Here is a 20,454-nt window from a genome sequence, read left to right as displayed (position 1 = left end):
CATGAGCATGAACAAGGCTGCTGTTCAGCTGCACCTGTTCATTTTCATGATCAATAAAATTTGGCATTGCTTTCCACCGATTGGACGATATCTGCAGGCAACTGATTGCTTTTCGCTCTGAGCCTTTGCAGTGCAGCACGTCCAAGCTGGCGTTTGTTTTCAACATAAAACGCGCAGATGGAAATTTCATAATCGAAGAAATAGTCATAGACGCGAAAATCGACGAACAAAATATCGTCTTTCGGGAACGGGATTTCCTTGCCTTGCAGCGCATACATCAGTGCGATGGAATGCTTTGATTGGTTTCGAAACATGCGGGCAAGAAAATACAGCGGCTCCGCGCGGGTCGGCCGATATTCCCACGCGTTTTGATAAGACGCGATCGCAAGGGCAGCCCATTGTTCTTCCTTATGCGTGAAGGAGTCCATTACCGATTGATCATCTGGCTCGTTTGATTTTTGTAGCTGCTGGCGTTGGTAGGAAGCGCGATTTGCCAAAGCTTCATAGCAAATCCCGATCTGCAGCATCGAATAAAACACTTCTTCCGCCCAGCCTCCAGCCTCCGCTCTTTTCTTATACCATTTGATCGCTTCTTCGAACTCATTGAGACAATAGTAGGTTTGCGCCAGGTAAAACATATAGCGCGATCGTAAGTCGGGCGGGGTTGTCTGATCGTGGAGTCCCTCTTCTAGCAATCGTTTATCCCGTTCAAATTTATCGCTTTTACTGCCGCCATCTTCCTGGTCATCAATGATCAGCCCATCGAGCTTTCCTCTTGACTCAACATATCCGGATTGCTCACACTCCAGCCTTTCACGGTCCAGTCCCCAATATTCGTGCGTCACCCCTATGCATTTCCACGGCAGAGACGTCTTTACGAGACGGGTGTTCCAATATTGAATCTGCTTGTTATACTGCATGAGCATGTAAAGATCTTTATGCAGGCTCTCTTTATCGAAATGAAGCTTTGTTTCCAAAATCATATCGGCATCGAGCAACAGCAAATAATCTGAATCCGAATAGGTTTGTTGCGCTAACGAAACCGACAAGCTGCGATTATAGCCAAAATTTCGAAACGCTTCATGGTGGATCGTCACCGGTATCTCATTTTCCATGCACCAGTTTTCAATGATTTCCGGTGTCCGGTCTGTAGAGCCGGTATCACAAATCGACACATAATCAATCACAGGCTTTGCCGATTGCAGGCATCTTTCAATGATGTTTGCTTCATTTTTTACAATCATGCAAAGGCATATTTTCTTTTTGGTTCCTGCGCTCTGGGTTGCTGCATCTCCTTTGATTTTCAACGGTGCAATTCCCCCTCTATGATTCTTCCTACCACCTACATCCGTGTCTTTCTCTTAAAAAACACAGGCTGGCTCCATTTTCCATTCACTACATTATGCGGAAATACTCAGCAATGTGAACTTTGCAAAAAAAGAGAGATGTACAGCAATTGCTTCCTGTACATCTCCTTTTTCATTCCGTATATTTACTCCATCGTGGCCCATTTCCAGTCGATGGCGCCAAGCGCGTCGGTGACTACGCCCTTCACCTTGTCGTTCTTCACCCATGTGTGCGTGTAATAATAAATCGGCATGATCGGCATGTCGTCCATGATGATTTGTTCGGCCTGATGCAGTAGCTCCGATCGTTTGGCAGGATCGGCCTCCACGCCAGATTGGTTCAAGAGGTCCTTGTATTTCGGATTTTCCCAGCGAGTATCGTTGTTTCCGCCGTTTTTCTCCTTGAACAGCTCCAGGAAGTTGATTGGGTCGTTGAAGTCCGCCGACCAGCCGAGACGCCCGACCTGATAGTTCCCCTCATGCATTTTCTCTAAGTACACTTTCCATTCGGCATTTTCCAGCTTCGTTTCCACGCCCAGATTTTTGCGCCATTGATCCTGGATCGCCTCGGCGATTTTTTTATGCCCTTCGGAAGTATTGTAAGATAACGTAATCGGCGGCAGCTTAGAGAGGCCCAGTTCCTTCATCCCTTCAGCGAGCAGCTTTTTGGCGTTGTCAAAATCTTTGTCCTTAAAGTAACCGTCCGGGTTCAGCCACATGGATGGTGGAACCGGCCCCATCGCTGGCTGCTCATTGGCTTGCAGCACATTGTCGATCAAGGCTTGCCGATCAATCGCGTAGGTGAAAGCTTTACGAATTTTCACATTATTAAAAGGAGGCTTTTCGGTGTTGAATTTGTACCAGTACGTCGCCGCAACCGGATGGACATTCAGCTTGCCTGAATCTTTGAGGGCCGGCAGCGCATCGATAGGTAGCGAGCTTAGCGGATGCCCCGCCCAATCCAACTCCCCGTTCTCATACATCGACAGCTCCGTATTTTCATCTTCCACCATGGAAAACTCGATTTTATCCAGCTTTACGGTATCTTTGTCCCAATAGTTTTCGTTTTTAAGCATGATCAGCTTGCTCTTGTGGTCCCACTTCTCCATTTTGAACGGTCCGTTGCCGACATGTGTCTTGGCATCCGTCGCCCAGTTTGCATTGGCCGAAACGACCTTCGGATTGACCGGATAATACGTTTGGAAGGCGGTCAACTCGAGGAAGTATGGCGTCGGATTTTCCAATTCGACCTTCAGCGTCTTGTCATCGATTGCCTTCACGCCGACGTCTTCCGCTTTGGCTTCGCCTTTGTTGTATTTTTCACCGTTTTTTATGTAAAAGAGCTGATAAGCGTAGTTGGATGCTGTCTTGGCATCGAGTGCCCGCTTCCACGCATATTCAAAATCGTGCGCCGTGACCGGATCGCCGTTGCTCCATTTGGAGTCGCGGATCGTAAAGGTGTAGGTTTTCAGATCGGGAGATACCTCGATCTTCTCAGCGACCGCTTCTTGCGGTTTGCCATCCTCGCCCGAACGAGTCAGCCCGTCAAAGGTTGCACGGACGATAGCCGCCGATGTCGTATCCTCCGCGATGCCCGGATCTGCCGACGGCGGCTCGGAGTGCAAATTCCACCGTAGCACCTGCTCAGTTTTTGGCTTTTCCGCCGGAGCAGGCGTATTATTTTGCGGCGGCTGTGCTGGCTGTGGATTCGGACTTTGCGCTTCCTGCGCCCCCTGCCCGCCGCATCCTGACACGACTGTTCCCAGCACGACAGCAGAGCTTACCCATGCAAAAACTCGTTTTTTCACGATATGTCCCCCATTTCTTTGTCAATATGCTGCTTGTATACATGATGTGCAAGAGCCGTACCATGGAAAATCGGCTTAGAAATGGGGAAAAGTGTTTACGTTACTTTACATAGTGTCAAAAACATTGTCTAACTTCATAGAACGCTGCTTATCCGTTTAGTGGCTTTTGGGGAAAATCGGTAATCATCTGCTTGTTAATGATCCGAATCGATTTCAGCGGCGCATCTTTGCTGTCAAAGGCCAGAAACAATTCAATTTTGCCAACGACATAGTAGAGATAATAATCGCCGTCCACGTCGCTAACTCCTTCGTCATTTGGAGCGCCGAGCGCCTGCTTGATCGCATTCAATTCAGTCTTATCTGCCCATTGCGAGCCCAAATCCATGCAGTACACGCGATCGTGGCCATCGAAATAAAGGATGCCCTTACCGAGCTTTTCAAAAGCAGTATATTGGCCGCCGTCGTAATAATCCTGCTTGGTGATCGGGCCGTATTTCTTCAGCACGCTTTCCTTCGTCGTCCCGATCGCGATGTCAATCCCTTGGACGCGCCCGTCCTTTAGCATGGGCAAAAACTTCCCATCCAGAATGAGTTTGCCCGCTGCCTTTGCCTCGTCAGACTTTGATGTAGAAGGCAGCTTGCTATCCCCCGGCTGGGTTTCGGTTGGTGGAACGGGTGGGACCGTCCCTTCGCTCCCGTTTTGTCCGGATGGCGGCTGGGACGCTTTATCGCTCGCTGGCGCTGCCGGTACAGCTGTATTCGGTTTATTTCCCTGCTCATCCGGTTGCTTGTTCGCGGGAGCAGCACAGCCTCCTACAAGCAGTCCACCGCATACAGCTAGCGTAATGATCTGTCGCTTGAAGCTCATGTCACATTCACCTCTTTTGGTGATCATTTCACGCTCGATTATACCATATTTGTAAATTTTTTCCTGACCAGCAACTAGTGAAGCACAATCTAAACGGAGGGCTCTAGACTCGCCCGGCTTCTACGGAAAAGGAGCTTGAAATAAGCAGAAGAAGCGTTAAGCTACTGATTATGAAAAACTTCTTCATTACGGATTCCCCTTTCTGAAAGGATGTTCAGAGCTTCTTCATATTCCCCCAAATCGCTTAATTTTTGAATCGGAAGACGAAGTTGAAAATAATCCTTCAAATGCCTGAAAAACCCCATAGATCGATAGTTCAAAAAAAGCAAAAGCTGCCTTGAAGGCAGCTTCTTTTGTTCAGGTAACGGAAGATCAGAACGGTAGTGACGATTACTAATACAGCAACCATAGATCCCAAAACTGAAATCCATGCCTTGTAATTATGCGGATAATTACGGGATGTTTCGTGTTCTGGAATTATTAAGTATGCACAGAAACCCCTGAACTGATTGATATGTATTATTGATAAGACCAGCAAACAACTACTCAAAAATACCAACATTTAAAAAATCAATGCTCGATTTTCGTCGGTACTATTTTCTGGAATCTATATAATCATATTAGTGTTTCGCAAAGGGCATCAATTAAATCCGAAACTGCATTATTTAGAGGAGGAGCAGAATGATACCTGCTGATATGAAACTGGTGTATTACCAAGCTCTTATCGCTAAAAAGTCCGAATATGAAGGCATCTTCTATGTCGGCGTCAAGACAACCGGCGTATTCTGCCGACCGACATGTCCAGCAAGAAAACCCAAATTTGAGAACTGCGAATTTTACGAGACGGCCAAGGAAGCCCTTCTGGCATCATTCCGACCCTGTCAGCGCTGCCGTCCGTTGTCTCATCCCAACCATGTCTCAGAGCTTGTTCAGAAGCTAGTCAATGCAGTGGAAGAAAATCCGGAACGACGTTGGACGGACGAAGACTTCAGGAATTTATGCGTGGATGCTTCAACGGCCCGCCGCCAGTTCAAGAAGCGGTTCGGCATGACATTTGTCGAATATGCGAGGGCTAGGCGAATGGGAATCGCCCTGAAGCATATCCGGGCGGGTAGCGCAGTCATCGATGCCCAGTTGTCCGCCGGTTATGAATCCGGCAGTGGCTTCAGGGACGCATTCTCTCGCATTATGGGCTCTGCGCCTACCCAACTGGGCAATCAACAGATTTTGAAGGCATCGTGGCTAGATACGCGGCTTGGCCCAATGATCGCAATCGCTGACGAAGAAGTGCTTTATTTGCTCGAATTCATAGACCGCCGGGGATTGGAGCGCGAAGTTGAACGTTTAAGAAGGAAGACAAAATCCGCGGTTATTCCGGGAAATACGCAGCCGATTCATTCGATTGAGAGTGAACTGGAGGATTATTTCGAAGGCAGGTTAACGGAATTCAGAACGCCGTTGAGACTATTGGGATCGCCATTTCAGAAGAAGGTATGGGAACAATTGCAGAAGATTCCACCTGGTCAGACGATTTCGTATGCCGACATTGCAGTGGCGATTGGAAAGCCCGGCGCTTATCGCGCCGTAGCCCAAGCGAATGCTGCCAACCAACTGGCGATTGTGATTCCATGTCACCGCGTTATTAATTCGAATGGCGACTTGGGTGGTTATGGAGGAGGAATATCACGAAAACGATGGCTTCTAGGCCATGAGAAAAAAGGTTCCACGGAGGAACAAACAAGATGATGAAAACCATGAAGTCAAGCAAATGGTCTGTTTTATTCGTGGTCACGCTTGTGTCGTTTATTACCAATCTAGACGCGACGATCGTGGTCACCGGTCTGCCGCCGCTAATGAAGGATTTGAGCCTATCGATCGAAACGGGGATGTGGACGATTACCTCGTTCTACATCACAAGTACCGTATTCCTGCTCCCCTCCGGCCGATGGTCGGATATGCTTGGAACGAAACGTGTTTTTCTATGGGGGTTCGCTTTGTTCACGCTTGCAACCGCGCTTTGCGGTACAGCAGGTTCTGGCGCAGCGCTGATTGGGGATCGCTTGCTGCAAGGTACCGGCGCCGCTATGGCGATGGCCGCATCCACTCCGATCTTGATCCGGACATTTCCGCCCAATGAGCTCGGGGTCGCCCTCGGCATAAATAACATCGCTTGGGTAACCGGCTCGCTCATCGGCCCAGTTCTGGGAGGTGCACTGATCGGCGAGTTCGGATGGCGCTCCATGTTCTACGCAGTCGTTCCGATCGGTGTCATAGGTTTAGCCGCCGGTATTTTCTTTCTAAGGGACACGTTAGCGGACGAGAAGGCCAAGACTGATTGGCCCGGCATGCTGACTTTCGGTCCAGGTCTAACCGCTCTGCTTATCGCCTTGTCTGAGGGTCAGGCATGGGGATGGGCATCGGGAAGGACGCTCGGGCTGTTCGCAACCGCGATATTCCTGTGGATTGCGTTCGTATTCATTGAGATGAAGGCTCGGCATCCGTTGTTTCATCTGAGCCTCCTTGCTTATCGGAACTACTCGATAGGGCTTGGAATCACGATGAGCTACTGTATCGGTTATTTCGCCGTCACCATCCTTCTGACGCTGTATTTGCAAGGGGCTCAAAACCTAAGTCCATTGGAATCGGGACTCATGCTGATCCCGCTATCAGTTCCCCAGCTGTTTACAGCTCCATTCGGAGGTAGACTAGCCGATCGTTTCGGCCCTGCAAGAATGATTCTACTCGGGTCGTTTCTGATCGGATTCGCACTCCTAATGCTCGGGCAGCTCGGACACCAGTTGTCGAACATGGCTGTCATTATCCCGCTTATGATCATTTCCGCCGCTACGGGACTTTCCTGGCCATCGCTTGCAAAAGCTGTGCTGTCGGCCGCTCCGCAAGAGCAAGCAGGTTCCGCATCCGGCATGTTTTGGACCGTATACAACATGGGCCGAGCAATAAGCCAGGCGCTCGCGCTGGCAGTTGTTCAGTTGGTCGCCAAGTCCGAAGTCGCTTCGAAGTTGTTATCCGGGGCTGGAGTTGAGGATTTGAGTCAATCGAAGGACACTCTGATCTATGCTTCGAACATCGGTTTCCGGTTCTTTGCAGTCTTTCTCGCAATCGCGGTCTTGCTCGGACTATTACTGCTGCGACCACAGATGAGGACCGAATTTGAGTCGCGATCATAAGAAAGCGAAATCGATTTCTATTGAGACAATTGGACAAATTATAGACACCGAAGGATACAAAAGTTAATAAAGTTGGCACTGAGCTTAACGTGTACAAAAAAACCTCCCCGTAATTAGGGAGGCTCCTTCGTCATTCATTTTGCTTACAGCGTTTTCTGTCCTGGCTTCCAGTTGGCGGCGCACAGTCCTCCTGCCTGCAGTGCTTGCAGGATGCGGAGCGTCTCCTCGACGCTGCGGCCTACATTCATGTCGGTGACGACCTGATAACGCAGCACGCCTTCCGGGTCGATGATGAACAAGCCGCGATGGGCAGCACCTGTCGTTTCGTCGAGTACGCCGTACGCTGCTGCTGTCGCCTTGGTCTTGTCGCTCGCCAGTGGAAAATTGACCGGTCCGATCCCGTTTTGCTCGCGCGGTGTTGTGATCCATGCGCGGTGCGTATGGATGCTGTCGCACGATACGCCCAAAATCTCCGCATCCAAATCGGCAAACTCGGCAATCGCGTCGCTAAAAGACGTCACTTCTGTCGGGCAAACAAAGGTAAAATCAAACGGCCAGAAAAAGAGAATCAGCCATTTTCCTGAGTAATCTTGTAAAGTCACCCGCTCAGTGAGCGTGTCCAAATTTTTCGTCGTCACCATGTCAAAGTCTGGTGCCGTACGTCCTACTTGCAGCATGTATGTGTTTCTCCCTTCGTGGTGCGAATCTATGTTGTCTAGGAGTCGTTTCGAACGTGCTCTTGCTTGTTCTTGCTTACGCTTGCTGCACTTGCGCTTCTGCTACCAGCTTTTGAATCCGCGCTGGGTTGAAGCCAAGCACTTGCTTGCTGCCGATCACCGTTACTGGCACAGACATCATGCCCATGCGGCTCAATTCATCGAAATATGCTTGGTTTTCATCAATGTTACGCTCTTCAAACGCGATGCATTGGGATTCGAGGAATGTTTTCACCTGTTTGCAGTAAGTGCATGTGCTGCTGGTATATACGATCGCTGTCATGTTGAATTCTCTCCTTTATCTCTCTTAACGATAATGATTTTAAACTAGGAACAATTATCATTGTACCTGATTGGAGATGAAAGTCAATATCTTTTTGGAATGATTCTAAACAGAAGCTTGGTGGAGGTACGGGAATTTTCGCAAGAAAATTATGCGGATGCTCTTACAATGCCTACTGGTGGTCGGAGGGAACGGCTCAGCGAAAAAAACAGAACCTGCGCCCCAAAGCCACACGCTGCGCGGCGGGTGTCTCTCAGAGAAGTAGATGTGGTGCAAAGCGTTGCCGTTTTTTTCACGGAGCCTGGCGGGCATCGTAAAGGCATCCGCTCCACTTTCTTGCAAAAATTCCTTCGATGCGGTGGTTTGAGAGATTAATCATGGAAGATATATTAAGAGAAAAAAATACTAGAAAAAGATTCTATCAAAATAAAAACAGACCATCCGTTTTACTAGACGGGTGGTCTGTTTTTCTATTAGCAGCCGATTCGTTTCAATTCTTTTGTATAGGTGGTGATTACCTGTATTTCGCCTTGTTCGGTGATGTATACGTCATCCTCGATGCGCACGCCGCCTACTTGTGGTAGGTAGATGCCGGGTTCGATGGTGAACAGGAGGCCCGGTTGGATCAGGTTCCCGTTTTCGCCGTGGATGGATGGCTCTTCGTGAATTTCCAGTCCGAGTCCGTGGCCGATGCGGTGGTTGAAGTAGGGGCCGTAGCCGCATGATTCGATGTATTCACGGGCAGCGCGGTCGATGGTGGCAAGCGGTTTGCCGACGGCTACCGCATCGATCGCGCGCTGGTTGGCTTCACGGACGGTCTCATAGATGCGCACCTGGTCTTCTGTGCCTTCCCCCATGATGAACGTGCGGGTGATGTCGGAATAGTAGCCGTCTTTGACCACGCCCATGTCGAGCAGCAAAAAGTCGTTTTCTTCCAGCTTTTTACCGCCTGGCTTGCCATGCGGCAGCGCAGAGTTTTTGCCTGCCAGCACGATCGTGTCAAACCCGGGTGCATCCGCGCCAAATACACGCATCTGGTATTCCAGCTCTGCCGTCAGCTCCGCTTCGGTCATCCCGATTTTGGCGTGGTTGAATGCATGCTCCACGACTTGCTCGATGATCTGAACGGAACGGGTGACGTAAGCGATGTCCTGCGGTGTCTTTTTCAGACGCTGTGCCATGATGAAAGGCTGAACGTCCGTGTAGGCAGCATCCGGAAATGCCTCACGCAGCCGTTCATACTGCCAGAAGCTGACGTCCTTCTTCTCGACGCCCATTGTGCCGAGCGTTGCCCCTACCTTGTTCTGCAGCACCTCGAACGGATTTTCCGTATCGGTAATCGGAACGATCGTGCAGCCAGCCGCCGCTGCCTGTGCAGCTTCCCTATCCAATGACGGCACGAACAGCAGTGTCTGTTCATTACGGTTGTCCTGCACCAGCGCGAGAAAGCGCTCATGCGGATCGCAGCGGAATCCGGTCAAATAATACACATTGATCGGGTTTGTCACCATCGCGACATCAAGCCCTTGCTCAGCCATGAAAGCGCGCAGTGCCCTTACGCGGTTTTGAAACAGTTCGCTCATCTTTTTCCACCTCTTCACTATGTATCGTTCCTACATCAAGCCACTTTTGCCTGATCCCGTCTTCCAGTATACACCCTCATCCTTGCTTCAGGCAGCAGGCTTTGCGGAAACTACGAGCCGCGTTTCGCTCGCGCTTCCTCTTTTAAAAAACGAGCAACTTTCGTGCCAGAATCGGCTTTGCATCTATCACTTGGAAGAAGGGCTCGAATCATTATGTCCCCACCGGCAGCGTAGTTTTTTCATGTCCAAAACACAAGACACTTTCTCAGCGTTTATACACCTGGATTTTTCACTGTATGCTCTTTTAGACATCGCAACGCTTTCCAGCAAGAAAATGAGTGCGGCATAGGAGTTGCATTAAAACACAGTACAAGGGGGAGATACCACATGGACCAATCGAAAACAATCGTGTGCCGCTGTGAAGAAGTGACCTTGGGTGAATTGGTTGCAGTTGCCAACGCCTACCAATGCTCGTCGCGCGAGCTGAAGCTGCGGACTCGGGCAGGAATGGGCTATTGCGGCGGACGCACCTGCCGTACCCTTGTCGATGCGATCGCCCACCAGAGTAGCGGGCAAACGCCATCCCATTCCGTACCGCTCGGCTATCAGCCGCCCGTTCGCCCCATACCATTCGATCTGCTCGGAGGAAACCGATGAACCCACACAACGCACGTATCGAACATCATCCTGTTTTAGGCACGCTGCCGCCAAGAAAAACGATCCGCTTTCGGTTCGATGAAATGATATATGAAGCAAAAGAAGGGGAAACCGTCGCCGCCGCCTTGCTTGCGAACGGCGTGCGCACCCTTCGTCTGCAGGAGGAGAAAGGAACGCCGCGGGGATTTTACTGCAACATCGGCCATTGCTTTGAGTGCCGTGTAACCGTTAATGGCAAGCAAGGTACACGCGCCTGTCTGACGCTTGTTGAGGACATGATGGAAGTCATCTCGGGTAAGCCATTTTCGTCCCCTTTGAAAAAAGGAGGGAACCACGCATGAGTGAATGTATCATCATCGGAGCCGGCCCCGCAGGATTGGCTGCTGCCATCGCCGCCACCAAACAAGGTGTATCGGTACGGGTTATCGACGAATTCGTCAAACCGGGTGGCAGATTGCTCGGACAGCTGCATCAGGAGCCGGATGGCGAATGGTGGAACGGGATCGAGGAAGCCGAAAAGCTGGTCGCAGAAGCAAAGGCAGCTGGCGTTTCACTTTCGTTGGGTACATCCGTTTACGATCTGCAGAAGACGTTGAACGGCTGGCGTGTCTCCACGACAGACGGGATTCTCGATGCTCCCGCCGTGCTGCTGGCGACAGGCGCTGCGGAAACCGCTGTTCCGCTACCCGGCTGGACGCTGCCGGGCGTGATGTCCATCGGTGCTGCTCAAGTCATGACCAATGTGCAGCGTGTCCGCGTCGGGGCGCGCGGCGTCATCATCGGCGTGAATATTCTCTCCGTCGCGATCACACGCGAGCTGCAGCTGGCCGGCATCCATGTGGATCGCATGGTGCTCCCGCCGGTAAATGACGTGAACAAGCACCCTGCCGATCCCGCGCATGTCATGCAATCGCTTTTGCGAGTCTCACATCTCGCCCCTTCCCCTTTAATCCGCCTAGGCAGCAGGCTGATGCAGAGTGCTGGCATGCAGCAACTGGGCGTCCGCTTTTTTCCGCCGCAAGGGGTTAAAATGTGGGGCATCCCGATCCAGCTGCGAACAGCTGCGCTGGAAATCATCGGCTCCACTCAAGTAGAGGGCGTGCGGATTGCGCGAATTACCCCCAACGGCACGCCGGTTCCTGGTTCTGACCGGATCATTCCAGCCGACTTCGTCTGTATAGCCGGAGGGCTTTATCCGTTAGCGGAGCTCGCTGCGGTAGCCGGCTGTCCGTTCGCATACATTCCAGAGCTCGGGGGGCATGTGCCGCTGCATAATGAACAGATGCAAACTCCGCTCAACGGACTATATGCCGCAGGCAACATCACAGGCATCGAGAGCGCCAAAGTAGCAAAAGCGCAAGGATATGTCGCAGGCTTGAGCATCGCCAATGTACATGGCCACAGAGCGGGCACATTGAATGATGAGCTGGCAAGGGCGATCCAACAGGTAGAACAGGTGCGGGCGCAGGCCACGATCCAGTTCCATCCGCACATTCAGGAGGGACGCCGCTGCATCGCCTCCCTGTATGCTGCGCATTTGCAGCAGATCAGTGCAATGGCTTGAACCAACCGATTCCACCCACGAAACCATTCCACCCGCCGCCAACAAGAACATGCGCGGCAGCGAGGAATGGTTTTTCGCGTTTCTCCCGCATTGAAAACAAATGAAAATCGTGGAGAAATTGTGAAAAATTAATGAAAAACGTAAAAAGTATGTCACAATAGATCGAATGTGTTTTACTTTATGTTTCGCCCTGTGCTATAGTTGATAACACGAAATCTTCATAATCTTTCCATCAATCCAATTTCAACGTGCAATGGGGTGTTCTTATGCTGACAAAAACGAGTAAACAGCTTCCTCGTACCTTCTCGATTCCTGGTACACTGCAATTCGTGCTCAACGGTTCGCTGATTTTGCTTGGAACCATGTTGAGCGTTCTGCTGGTCCGAGAGCTGATACATTTCAGCGTGGTCATCCTGGTCAAGGAAACGGACATCCACTACTTTCTGGAGGAAATTTTGGTCTTCTTCCTCTACTTTGAGTTCATCTCGATGATCGTCAAATATTTTCGCGACAACTACCACTTTCCGCTGCGCTATTTTTTGTACATCGGGATAACAGCGATGATTCGCATTATTATTGTCGATCACAACAATCCGGTCAACACGCTCCTCTATGCCGGTGTCATCCTCACCTTGATCGTCAGCTACTACATCATCAACAAAACACCGCGCGAGCGACCATAACTTGGCACATGCTCATCTCCACGCAGCACCTTCGATTGGCGGCTGCTTTCCGGCGCACCTCCGGCAAGCGGCCTTTTTTTCTTCCTCTACGTCACTTTCAATCTCTACTGGATACATCCACCTGCATGTAAAACTGCCAGAAACCATTACAGAATCGGTGTAAACCTTTATAATGAAAGGGTTCTCATTTTTTCACGATACAGCCAGATGGATACTGAGGTGACCTCATGAAACTCCTCCGCTTCAAAAACATGCGCATCAATCTGCTGACACAAATGGTTTTGCTCATTTCTGTCGTGATCTTGATCAGCATGTTCGTCGGCAATTATTTGTTCACGCTCATCGTCGACGACATTTTGGACCGTTACCTCGGAAATCAGGCGATGACGGTCGCAAAATTAGCCGCCATGAACGAGCGCATCATCGAGGCGTTCGATGATGAAGATCCGTCCAAGGTCATTCAGCCGATCGCCGAAAGCATCCGCATCGCTACAGGATCAAGCTATGTCGTCATCGGGAACCGGGATGGAATCCGCTATTCCCACTACGATCCGCACAATATCGGCCAGAAAATGGGGACGAGCAATGCGCCCGTCTTTTATGAAAACAAATCGATCATTTACCGGGGTTCCGGCATTTCGGGCCCCGCGATCAAAGCGAAAACGCCCATCTATAACAAAAAAGGCGAATTGATCGGCGTTTCGTCCGTCGGGTATGTGATGGACGAGGTCGAAAGACGGATCGGCGAGTATCGCGACGATATTTTGCGGCTTTTGCTGCTGGTCTTCCTCTGTGGAATCGTCGGTGCCTATCTCATCGCACGGCGCGTCAAAAAGCTGATCTTCGGCCTGGAGCCGGAAGAGATCTCTTTCCTTTTTACCGAGAAGGAAGCGATTCTCGAATCGATCCGCGACGCCATCGTGGCAGTTGATATGGAAGGCCGTGTCATCTCGATGAACAAGCGGGCGCGCGAGCTGCTTGAGGATGATGTGAGAGTCGGTGCCAAGATTCAAAATCCTCGCGTCGCCGAAACGATTCAAGGCATTACGCAGAATATGCAGGAAGAGGTTATTCACCAAAAAATCTTGCTCGGCCACGAGATTTTTGTCATTGATTCGTCCCCGATCTTAAAAGAAAACCAGATCAAAGGCGTCGTGATCACCTTCCGCCCGGAATCGGAAATTGAGCAGCTGAATACTGAACTGATGCGGATCAGTTCGTTTTCGGACAATATGCGGGCGCAAAATCATGAATATTTGAACCGCTTGAATACCATTTACGGCTTGTTGGTGCTAAAGGAATATGACAAGGTCATCGAGTTGATCTCGGATGAGGTGAAAGAACGCCAGGATGTGATTGCGTTCCTCATGTCCTCCGTCAGTGAGCCGTATATCGCGGCATGCCTGCTCGGCAAAATCAACCGCTCCAAAGAGCTGAAGGTCACTCTCGACATCGATCCGGACAGCAGCCTGACCGATATCCCGCACATGATCAATGCCAAAGCTCTCGTCAGTATCCTCGGCAATGTCATTGACAACGCGCTGGAGGCCTCCCTTGATTTACACGGGACAGCCGCCGCCGTGCGCGTCTCCTTTACCGATGTCGGACGCGACCTGATCTTTGAAATCGAGGACAACGGGCCAGGAATTCCGAAAGACTTGGAGGCAAAAGTGTTTGAAAGCGGTGTCAGCACCAAGCCAGGTGATAATCGTGGCCTTGGCCTTGCAATCGTCAAAAATGCCATCGAACAGCTTCATGGCCAGATTTTTTTAGCGAAAAGCCAACTCGGCGGGTCACGTTTCACCATCGTCATTCCAAAACAATAAAGAGAAGATACTGCTACCGGGGGTGCTTCGTTTGTCAGAAAAACCTATTCGCATCATGATTGTAGAAGATGACGAGATCGCTGCCAAAATCTATGAGCAGTTTACCGCCAAGCTGGACCGCTTCGAGGTGGTCGCAACGGCAGCCACGGGAAAACATGCCTTACAATTGCTGAACGTGTTCACGCCGGACCTTATTTTGCTGGACGTGTTCTTGCCCGATATGAACGGGATCGATCTGCTGCGGGAGGTCCGGAAGAGCTTTCGCGGAATCGATGTCATCCTGATCACCGCGGCGAATGATGTCGCCACCGTCGGGGAGGCGATTCGAGGTGGTGCCTTCAGCTACATGATCAAGCCGATTCTCGTGGACAAGTTTTTCTCCACGCTTGATCACTACCTTCAGACAAGGCGCCACCTTGAGCACAATCCGTTCATGAACCAGACGGATATCGATTTGCTTTTCACCTCTGCCCACCATCATGCGGCATCGCCGAAATCGGCGGAAGCAGCTGTGCAATACCCAAAAGGAATCGATCGGCACACGTTGAAGCTGATTCGCGAAAAAATGCGCGCGACGACAAATAGCGTAAACGCGGACGAGCTGGCGACGCTCATCGGGATGAGCCATTCCACGGTCCGCAGATATTTGGAATTTTTGGCCTCGATCGACGAGCTAGAAGTGGAGACCGTCTACGGTACCGTCGGTCGCCCCGAACGTAAATACAAATCTCTGCAAACGAAAAAAGAAGGCTAGCGAATCGCTGCCTTCTTTTCAAATAGTGCCATCCATTCATCTACAGCCAGTGAGACGATCTCATCGCCTTCCTGCTTCACGGCGAAGTATGCCCGTACTGCTTCGTCAGCCCCTGTGACATGGTCCGTTACACGCCGCACCTCTTCTTCCGATTCGGTAGTGCGCCTTACCCACGTTGCATACGTGAACGTTTTTTTCCGGGTGGCAGATCGCTGCTCCTCTAGTGATGTCGATTCGATCCATGCGCGCCATTCGCGAATCGAGTAGCTTCTCACGTGACTTTTGTCCCTCAGCTTCTCAAGCGTATTGACGAATCGATCAAGCGCTTCATCTTCAGGTGCGATGTTATCAATCAGCAAAAACTTCCCGCCAGGCTTCAGCACCCGATTCACTTCGCGTACGAACGCCTCCGGATTGGGGAAATGATGCGGCGCGATTCGGCTTGCCACCGCATCGAAGGATTCATCCAAAAAAGGCAGATCTTCGGCATCAGCGACCAGATAATGCACGTTCTCGCAATGCGCATCCAAATGCCGTTTGGCCGCCGCAAGCATCGGTCGGGTCAGGTCGGTGGCAAATACCAGTGCAACATGGGGCGAAACCGCCTTCGTGACATGCCCTCCGCCCGTGGCGATATCGAGAAATCGCCAATTCGGTCTAGGATCTAGCCACGTTACCAGCTCTTGCAAATCATCCGCTTTGGCATGTGTCTCACTGACCACATACTTCTCGGCATGCTGGCCAAACTGCTCCTTTACCGTCTTTTTTACATCGCCATTCATCTGCATCCCCCTCTTTTCGCTATCCTTCCACGTTTACGATCACTTTCTTCCCTCTCAGCTTCATCAAGAGCGGAATCGTAATCCACAGCACGGCAATCACGAGGAAAACCAACGACACTGGCTTTTGCAAGAAAATCATAAAATCGCCATTTGAGGTTGTCAACGCCCTGCGCATGTTGTTTTCAATCATCGGCCCGAGAACCAAGCCAAGTACGAGCGGTGCAAGCGGGAAATCATTTTTGTTCAGGAAATAGCCGACTACGCCGCAACCGATCAACAGAAGCAGATCAAACACAGAGACGCGCACGGCATACACGCCGAAAAAGGAAATGGCGACAATCATCGGAATCAAGTACTTTGGCGGAGTCTCGATCAGTTTCGCAAAAACGCGGACGAGCGGCATGTTGAGAATGAGCAGCATGACGTTTCCGATGAACATGCTGGCGATCAACCCCCACGCAATCGATGGATGCTCCTCAAATAGAAGCGGACCTGGCTGAACGTTGTACATGATCAGCGCCCCCATCAGAACCGCGGTCGTCCCTGTGCCCGGAATCCCGAGCGTCAATAGCGGGATCATCGCGCCTCCGGAAGCAGCATTATTGGCAGATTCCGGTGCGGCTACGCCCTCGATCGCGCCTTTCCCGAACTTCTCGGGATTTTTGCTAATTTTTTTCTCCAGCAAATAGGCCAAAAAGGAAGCCAGCGTTGCGCCTGATCCTGGAACGATCCCTTTAAAGAAGCCGACCAGTGAGCCGCGGAGAATCGGGCCGACGCTGTCCTTCAAGTCTTGCTTTGTCGGGAGAATGCGGGTGATCTTGGCGATCTCTCCGTCGTTCCCCTCTTTTTCCAAAATGGTTTTCCATACTTCACCGAGGGCAAACACCCCGACGGCGATCGTCAAAAACTCCAGCCCCGAATACAGCTGGGGAAAATCGAACGTAAAACGCGCAACACCGGATACGCTGTCCATCCCGATCGTGGCCAAGAGCAAACCGAATGCGGTCATAATGAGCGCCTTGGTGATCGACTTGCCTGCCAATCCGCTCAATGCGCACAAACCTAGAATCATCAAGGAAAACTCGTCCGCCGGACTGAGCTTTAAGGCGACATCGGACAATGGCTGCGCCAGGAAAACCAGACCGATGAGCGAGACGACACCGGCAACGAATGACCCAATCGCCGCGATCGCCAGCGCTGAACCAGCCCTTCCTTGCTTGGCCATCGGATAGCCGTCCAAAACGGTGACGACCGACGAGGATTCCCCCGGCGTGTTTAGCAAAATCGACGTGGTCGAGCCCCCGTACATCGCGCCGTAATACACGCCGGCCAACAGGATAATCGAGCTTGTGGCCGCTGCTTCCGGCGGGAGTCCACTCGTGAGTGAAGCGGTTACAGGGATCAGCAGCGCGACCCCGCTGATTGGCCCGATGCCTGGCAGGACGCCGACAACTGTTCCGATCAGCACGCCAACAAAGGCAAAGATGATATTTTGCCATTGCAGCGCCGTGGCAAACCCGTTCATTAAATAATGAAAAGAGTCCATTTCCTACCTCCTCCTTAGCCGAGCCAGCCGGGTAATCCCGGCAGGCTGCCTTCCAGAAGTTTGACATAGATGAGATAAATCCCGATGGAAAAAGCACCGGCAATCAAGAGAGTGGACAGCCACTTCCCTTTTTGCATCGTTTGGAAACCGATCGTCAGAAACAGGAAGGTGCTGATGATGTACCCGATTTCCTCCAGCAGCAGGGCGTAAAAAATGGCTGCAACTAGGATGATGAGAAAACGTTTGTAGTCCAAGGTGCCCTTCTCTTTTTGCACGTTACGATAGCGAAATGTTTCATAAAAGAGACGCAAGCTTAGCAAGACGAGCAGGCTGCCCAGCCCCAGTGGAAAAATGTCCGGTCCGACCTCGCTCCCATAGGCACTTGCGGAAATGGATCGGCTGCCGACGACAAACAGGATGCCGATTGCCAGAAAAGCCAAGCTCGCGTAGCGATCAAAGGTTTTGCTCACAGATGTTTCCTCCCTATCCCCGCTCCTTTGTACGTGAGCTATTTCTGCATGCCCAGCTGTGTCAAAATGTCTTTAAACATCTTCTCTTGCTCATCCAAATATTTTTTGAAATCGTCCGCATTTTTGTAGCCGTCATCCCAGCTGTTTGCGGCAAGCTCCTGCTTCCATTCATCCGTTTGGCTGAGTGCCTTCAATTTGTCCTGCCAAAAGGCAATCGCATCAGACGACATGTCTTTTGGTCCGAACACGCCTCTCCAGTTCACCAATTCGGTATCATACCCCGCTTCTTTATACGTTGGTGTTTCTTGGAACAATCCTGTCAAACGTTCAGGCGAGGATACGGCCAGCACGCGGATTTTCCCTGCTTTTACGAATTCACCCGAGCCGGATACGTCGGTCGCCAGCACATCGGCGTTTCCTCCGAGCAGTGCCGCGATCGCCTCACCACCGCCGTCATAGGAAATATATTTGATTTTTTTCGGATCGATGCCCGCTTTAACCGCTGGCATCATGATGGTCAGATGGTCGAGCGAGCCAGGAGCGGAACCGCCGGCAATGGTAAATTTGCTTGGATCCGCTTTCAAATCATTAAACAGCGACTGCAAATCTTTGTATTTGGAGTCAGCCCGTACGACGATAGCCCCGTAATCCTTTGTCAGCTGTGCGAGCGGCGTCATGTCGTTGTGCGAGAACGGACTGTTTCCGTCTTTTTTCAAATGGTTGATCACGATCGGCGTGGACGGAAGCAATAGCTTGTAGGAGTTTTTCGTATCCTGCGTCACGAAATCGGCCAGTCCTACCGATTGCCCGCCGCCCGGCTTGTTTTCGACCGTCATGGTTTTGGTTACCAGATTGGTCTGCTGGAGAATCTTTGTCAGCGAACGTGCTGTTTTATCCAGACCACCACCAGCTCCCGACGGTGCGATGATCGAGATCGGTTTTTCCGGATAAGCGGAAGCTGCCTGCTCCTGTGGTTTCTCAGACGATGATGCCGGTGCGGAAGCATTCCCGCCTCCTCCACAGGCGGTCAAGCCCACAGCCATCAACCCGGACAATACCAATGTCACCCATTTGTGTTTCGTAGATTTCATCTTCATTTGTTTGCCCCCTTGGAATGAAAAATGATAGCGATTACAACTAGGGACATCATAGCATTGGATTTTTGATCGACAAATATTATTCAAATAATTCGAATAAACGCTATTACTCCGATATTTTTCATTTTTTTCACGCCGAAAAGCGCCTACAGAAAAAGCATAGGCGCTTTTGTGTCCTATAGGGGCTATTGTAATTGCTCGATCGCTTGCACCAGCGCATCGCCGTATTCCGACGTTGTGAGTGAGCCGTGAATATCCTGCGTTTTGTTTCCTTCTCGCAGGGTACGCTCCACTCCGCGACGGATGAGCGCGGCTGCCCGCTCCGCGCTGGCGTCCTGATTGCGGATACCGAGCCACTCCAGCATCAAAGCGGCGGACAATATTTCAGCGACCGGATTGGCGATATTTTTACCGGCGATTTCCGGTGCGGAGCCGTGTGTGGCTTGGGCGATCATGAACTGATCACCCAGATTCAAGCCGGGTGCGAGCCCCAAGCCTCCGACCAACCCTGCCGCCTGGTCAGAGAGAATATCGCCGAACATGTTCGTCGTCACGACAACATCGAACGCTTCCGGCTTTTGAACCAGATAGAGTGCGAACGCATCGACATGGTAATCGCGAATCGCGACCTCCTCATAGGCTTTGCCCACCTCGAGGCAGCTATCATAAAAAAGTCCGCAGCCTTTTCGCAGCACATTCTTTTTATGGACGACCGCAAGTGATTGCTGGCGCGTTTTTGCCAGTTCAAACCCGACTTTTGCCAGCCGCTCGGATGCTTTTCGGGTCACGACCCGCAGCGAGAGCACCGTATCGGGGTCAGGCATGAATTCGCCTTGCCCCGCAAAAAGATTGCGATCCGCATACATCCCCTCTGTATTTTCCCGCACGATCACCATGTCGACGTTGTCATAGCGGCTCGTTACGCCGGGAAAGCTTTTCGCCGGTCGGATGTTGGCGTACAGATCGAACGTCTTGCGCAGCATGCCGCTCGGATTGACCATGTCCGCTTCCGTGTCATACACATGGGTCGTTACTGGACCGAGTATGCCAGCATGGCATTGACGCAAGCCTTCCAATGTTTCGGCCGGGAGAGTCGAGCCGTGCGTTTCGTATGCCTGCAAGCCTACAGGCAGCCAGCGCAGCTCCAGCTGCAAGTCGCCTGCGAGCGATTGGACCGCTTGCAGCACCTTCACCGTTTCCTTCACGATCTCCGGTCCGATGCCGTCCCCTTCCATCACTGCTATTTGATACATTCCCATTGATATTCCCCCGATTGTTGTTTT

Annotated in this window: 19 protein-coding genes; 8 read left to right on the top strand and 11 right to left on the bottom strand. The window is 51.3% G+C overall.

Annotation, left to right across the window (positions count from 1 at the left end; translation table 11 throughout):
- Positions 1-50: 50 nt before the first annotated feature.
- The 3 genes from EDM56_RS16450 to EDM56_RS16440 form a co-directional block, all read right to left on the bottom strand.
- On the bottom strand, positions 51-1,244 hold the full coding sequence (locus tag EDM56_RS16450; RefSeq protein ID WP_122919213.1) for a glycosyltransferase: 1,194 nt from the start codon (positions 1,242-1,244) through the stop codon (positions 51-53).
- 248 nt (positions 1,245-1,492) lie between these two features.
- Complete coding sequence (locus EDM56_RS16445; RefSeq protein ID WP_122918958.1) at positions 1,493-3,154, bottom strand: peptide ABC transporter substrate-binding protein; 1,662 nt, start codon at positions 3,152-3,154, stop codon at positions 1,493-1,495.
- 148 nt (positions 3,155-3,302) lie between these two features.
- Positions 3,303-4,022 carry a DUF4309 domain-containing protein gene (locus EDM56_RS16440; protein ID WP_183192472.1) on the bottom strand — a complete coding sequence of 240 codons (720 nt, stop codon included), beginning with the start codon at positions 4,020-4,022 and terminating at the stop codon, positions 3,303-3,305.
- A 681-nt stretch (positions 4,023-4,703) separates the two neighbouring features.
- Between EDM56_RS16440 and EDM56_RS16435 the strand changes: the two genes are divergently transcribed.
- Positions 4,704-5,768 carry a bifunctional transcriptional activator/DNA repair enzyme AdaA gene (locus EDM56_RS16435; protein WP_122918956.1) on the top strand — a complete coding sequence of 355 codons (1,065 nt, stop codon included), beginning with the start codon at positions 4,704-4,706 and terminating at the stop codon, positions 5,766-5,768.
- Positions 5,765-7,210 carry a DHA2 family efflux MFS transporter permease subunit gene (locus EDM56_RS16430; RefSeq protein WP_122918955.1) on the top strand — a complete coding sequence of 482 codons (1,446 nt, stop codon included), beginning with the start codon at positions 5,765-5,767 and terminating at the stop codon, positions 7,208-7,210. Before EDM56_RS16435 ends, EDM56_RS16430 begins: the two co-directional genes overlap by 4 nt.
- A gap of 143 nt (positions 7,211-7,353) precedes the next feature.
- On the opposite strand, the gene EDM56_RS16425 is transcribed toward EDM56_RS16430, so the two are convergent.
- The 3 genes from EDM56_RS16425 to EDM56_RS16415 form a co-directional block, all read right to left on the bottom strand.
- A complete protein-coding gene (locus EDM56_RS16425; protein ID WP_122918954.1) occupies positions 7,354-7,887 on the bottom strand; it encodes a peroxiredoxin in 534 nt (177 codons plus the stop codon).
- Between the two features lie 76 nt (positions 7,888-7,963).
- Positions 7,964-8,209 (bottom strand): glutaredoxin family protein, encoded by a 246-nt coding sequence (locus EDM56_RS16420; protein ID WP_122918953.1) that lies wholly within the window; start codon positions 8,207-8,209, stop codon positions 7,964-7,966.
- A 473-nt stretch (positions 8,210-8,682) separates the two neighbouring features.
- Complete coding sequence (locus EDM56_RS16415) at positions 8,683-9,792, bottom strand: M24 family metallopeptidase (protein WP_122918952.1); 1,110 nt, start codon at positions 9,790-9,792, stop codon at positions 8,683-8,685.
- Positions 9,793-10,179: 387 nt separating this feature from the next.
- On the opposite strand from EDM56_RS16415, the gene EDM56_RS16410 reads away from it, so the two are divergent.
- From EDM56_RS16410 to EDM56_RS16385, 6 genes are all read left to right on the top strand, one after another.
- Complete coding sequence (locus EDM56_RS16410; RefSeq protein WP_122918951.1) at positions 10,180-10,449, top strand: (2Fe-2S)-binding protein; 270 nt, start codon at positions 10,180-10,182, stop codon at positions 10,447-10,449.
- Positions 10,446-10,790, top strand: coding sequence for a (2Fe-2S)-binding protein (locus EDM56_RS16405; RefSeq protein ID WP_122918950.1), 345 nt, complete (start codon positions 10,446-10,448; stop codon positions 10,788-10,790). Before EDM56_RS16410 ends, EDM56_RS16405 begins: the two co-directional genes overlap by 4 nt.
- Positions 10,787-12,013, top strand: coding sequence for an NAD(P)/FAD-dependent oxidoreductase (locus EDM56_RS16400; RefSeq protein WP_122918949.1), 1,227 nt, complete (start codon positions 10,787-10,789; stop codon positions 12,011-12,013). Before EDM56_RS16405 ends, EDM56_RS16400 begins: the two co-directional genes overlap by 4 nt.
- A gap of 266 nt (positions 12,014-12,279) precedes the next feature.
- Positions 12,280-12,696, top strand: a complete 417-nt coding sequence (psiE, locus tag EDM56_RS16395) for a phosphate-starvation-inducible protein PsiE (RefSeq protein ID WP_122918948.1) — start codon at positions 12,280-12,282, stop codon at positions 12,694-12,696.
- A 227-nt stretch (positions 12,697-12,923) separates the two neighbouring features.
- Entirely contained in the window at positions 12,924-14,522 is a 1,599-nt protein-coding gene (locus tag EDM56_RS16390) for an ATP-binding protein (protein WP_122918947.1), read from the top strand.
- A 31-nt stretch (positions 14,523-14,553) separates the two neighbouring features.
- Positions 14,554-15,276: a response regulator gene (locus EDM56_RS16385; RefSeq protein ID WP_122918946.1), complete on the top strand. Its 723-nt coding sequence runs from the start codon at positions 14,554-14,556 to the stop codon at positions 15,274-15,276.
- On the opposite strand, the gene EDM56_RS16380 is transcribed toward EDM56_RS16385, so the two are convergent.
- The 5 genes from EDM56_RS16380 to EDM56_RS16360 all read right to left on the bottom strand — a co-directional run bounded on the left by EDM56_RS16380 (position 15,273) and on the right by EDM56_RS16360 (position 20,430).
- Complete coding sequence (locus EDM56_RS16380; protein ID WP_122918945.1) at positions 15,273-16,064, bottom strand: class I SAM-dependent methyltransferase; 792 nt, start codon at positions 16,062-16,064, stop codon at positions 15,273-15,275. The genes EDM56_RS16385 and EDM56_RS16380 overlap by 4 nt on opposite strands.
- Positions 16,065-16,077: 13 nt before the next feature.
- On the bottom strand, positions 16,078-17,604 hold the full coding sequence (locus EDM56_RS16375; protein ID WP_122918944.1) for a tripartite tricarboxylate transporter permease: 1,527 nt from the start codon (positions 17,602-17,604) through the stop codon (positions 16,078-16,080).
- A 14-nt stretch (positions 17,605-17,618) separates the two neighbouring features.
- The gene (locus tag EDM56_RS16370) at positions 17,619-18,074 is read right to left on the bottom strand and encodes a tripartite tricarboxylate transporter TctB family protein (RefSeq protein ID WP_122918943.1); all 456 of its coding nucleotides are present in this window, start codon (positions 18,072-18,074) and stop codon (positions 17,619-17,621) included.
- Between the two features lie 38 nt (positions 18,075-18,112).
- A complete protein-coding gene (locus EDM56_RS16365) occupies positions 18,113-19,171 on the bottom strand; it encodes a Bug family tripartite tricarboxylate transporter substrate binding protein (protein WP_122918942.1) in 1,059 nt (352 codons plus the stop codon).
- A 185-nt stretch (positions 19,172-19,356) separates the two neighbouring features.
- Positions 19,357-20,430 carry an isocitrate/isopropylmalate dehydrogenase family protein gene (locus EDM56_RS16360; protein WP_246009412.1) on the bottom strand — a complete coding sequence of 358 codons (1,074 nt, stop codon included), beginning with the start codon at positions 20,428-20,430 and terminating at the stop codon, positions 19,357-19,359.
- Positions 20,431-20,454: the final 24 nt, after the last annotated feature.

The organism is Brevibacillus fluminis (assembly GCF_003710825.1).
Taxonomy (GTDB): Bacteria; Bacillota; Bacilli; order Brevibacillales; family Brevibacillaceae; genus Brevibacillus_D; species Brevibacillus_D fluminis.
Note: the sequence above shows the minus strand (reverse complement) of the source record. Positions and strands in the feature narration are given on the sequence as shown.

Excerpts from the sequence above, each read along its gene's own strand:
- EDM56_RS16420 (WP_122918953.1), bottom strand. The coding sequence starts at position 8,209 with ATGACAGCGATCGTATATACCAGCAGCACATGCACTTACTGCAAACAG.
- EDM56_RS16390 (WP_122918947.1), top strand. The coding sequence starts at position 12,924 with ATGAAACTCCTCCGCTTCAAAAACATGCGCATCAATCTGCTGACACAA.
- EDM56_RS16430 (WP_122918955.1), top strand. The coding sequence starts at position 5,765 with ATGATGAAAACCATGAAGTCAAGCAAATGGTCTGTTTTATTCGTGGTC.
- EDM56_RS16360 (WP_246009412.1), bottom strand. The coding sequence starts at position 20,430 with ATGGGAATGTATCAAATAGCAGTGATGGAAGGGGACGGCATCGGACCG.
- EDM56_RS16375 (WP_122918944.1), bottom strand. The coding sequence starts at position 17,604 with ATGGACTCTTTTCATTATTTAATGAACGGGTTTGCCACGGCGCTGCAA.
- psiE (WP_122918948.1), top strand. The coding sequence starts at position 12,280 with ATGCTGACAAAAACGAGTAAACAGCTTCCTCGTACCTTCTCGATTCCT.
- EDM56_RS16380 (WP_122918945.1), bottom strand. The coding sequence starts at position 16,064 with ATGCAGATGAATGGCGATGTAAAAAAGACGGTAAAGGAGCAGTTTGGC.
- EDM56_RS16440 (WP_183192472.1), bottom strand. The coding sequence starts at position 4,022 with ATGAGCTTCAAGCGACAGATCATTACGCTAGCTGTATGCGGTGGACTG.
- EDM56_RS16425 (WP_122918954.1), bottom strand. The coding sequence starts at position 7,887 with ATGCTGCAAGTAGGACGTACGGCACCAGACTTTGACATGGTGACGACG.
- EDM56_RS16365 (WP_122918942.1), bottom strand. The coding sequence starts at position 19,171 with ATGAAGATGAAATCTACGAAACACAAATGGGTGACATTGGTATTGTCC.
- EDM56_RS16415 (WP_122918952.1), bottom strand. The coding sequence starts at position 9,792 with ATGAGCGAACTGTTTCAAAACCGCGTAAGGGCACTGCGCGCTTTCATG.
- EDM56_RS16405 (WP_122918950.1), top strand. The coding sequence starts at position 10,446 with ATGAACCCACACAACGCACGTATCGAACATCATCCTGTTTTAGGCACG.
- EDM56_RS16450 (WP_122919213.1), bottom strand. The coding sequence starts at position 1,244 with ATGATTGTAAAAAATGAAGCAAACATCATTGAAAGATGCCTGCAATCG.
- EDM56_RS16435 (WP_122918956.1), top strand. The coding sequence starts at position 4,704 with ATGATACCTGCTGATATGAAACTGGTGTATTACCAAGCTCTTATCGCT.
- EDM56_RS16410 (WP_122918951.1), top strand. The coding sequence starts at position 10,180 with ATGGACCAATCGAAAACAATCGTGTGCCGCTGTGAAGAAGTGACCTTG.
- EDM56_RS16400 (WP_122918949.1), top strand. The coding sequence starts at position 10,787 with ATGAGTGAATGTATCATCATCGGAGCCGGCCCCGCAGGATTGGCTGCT.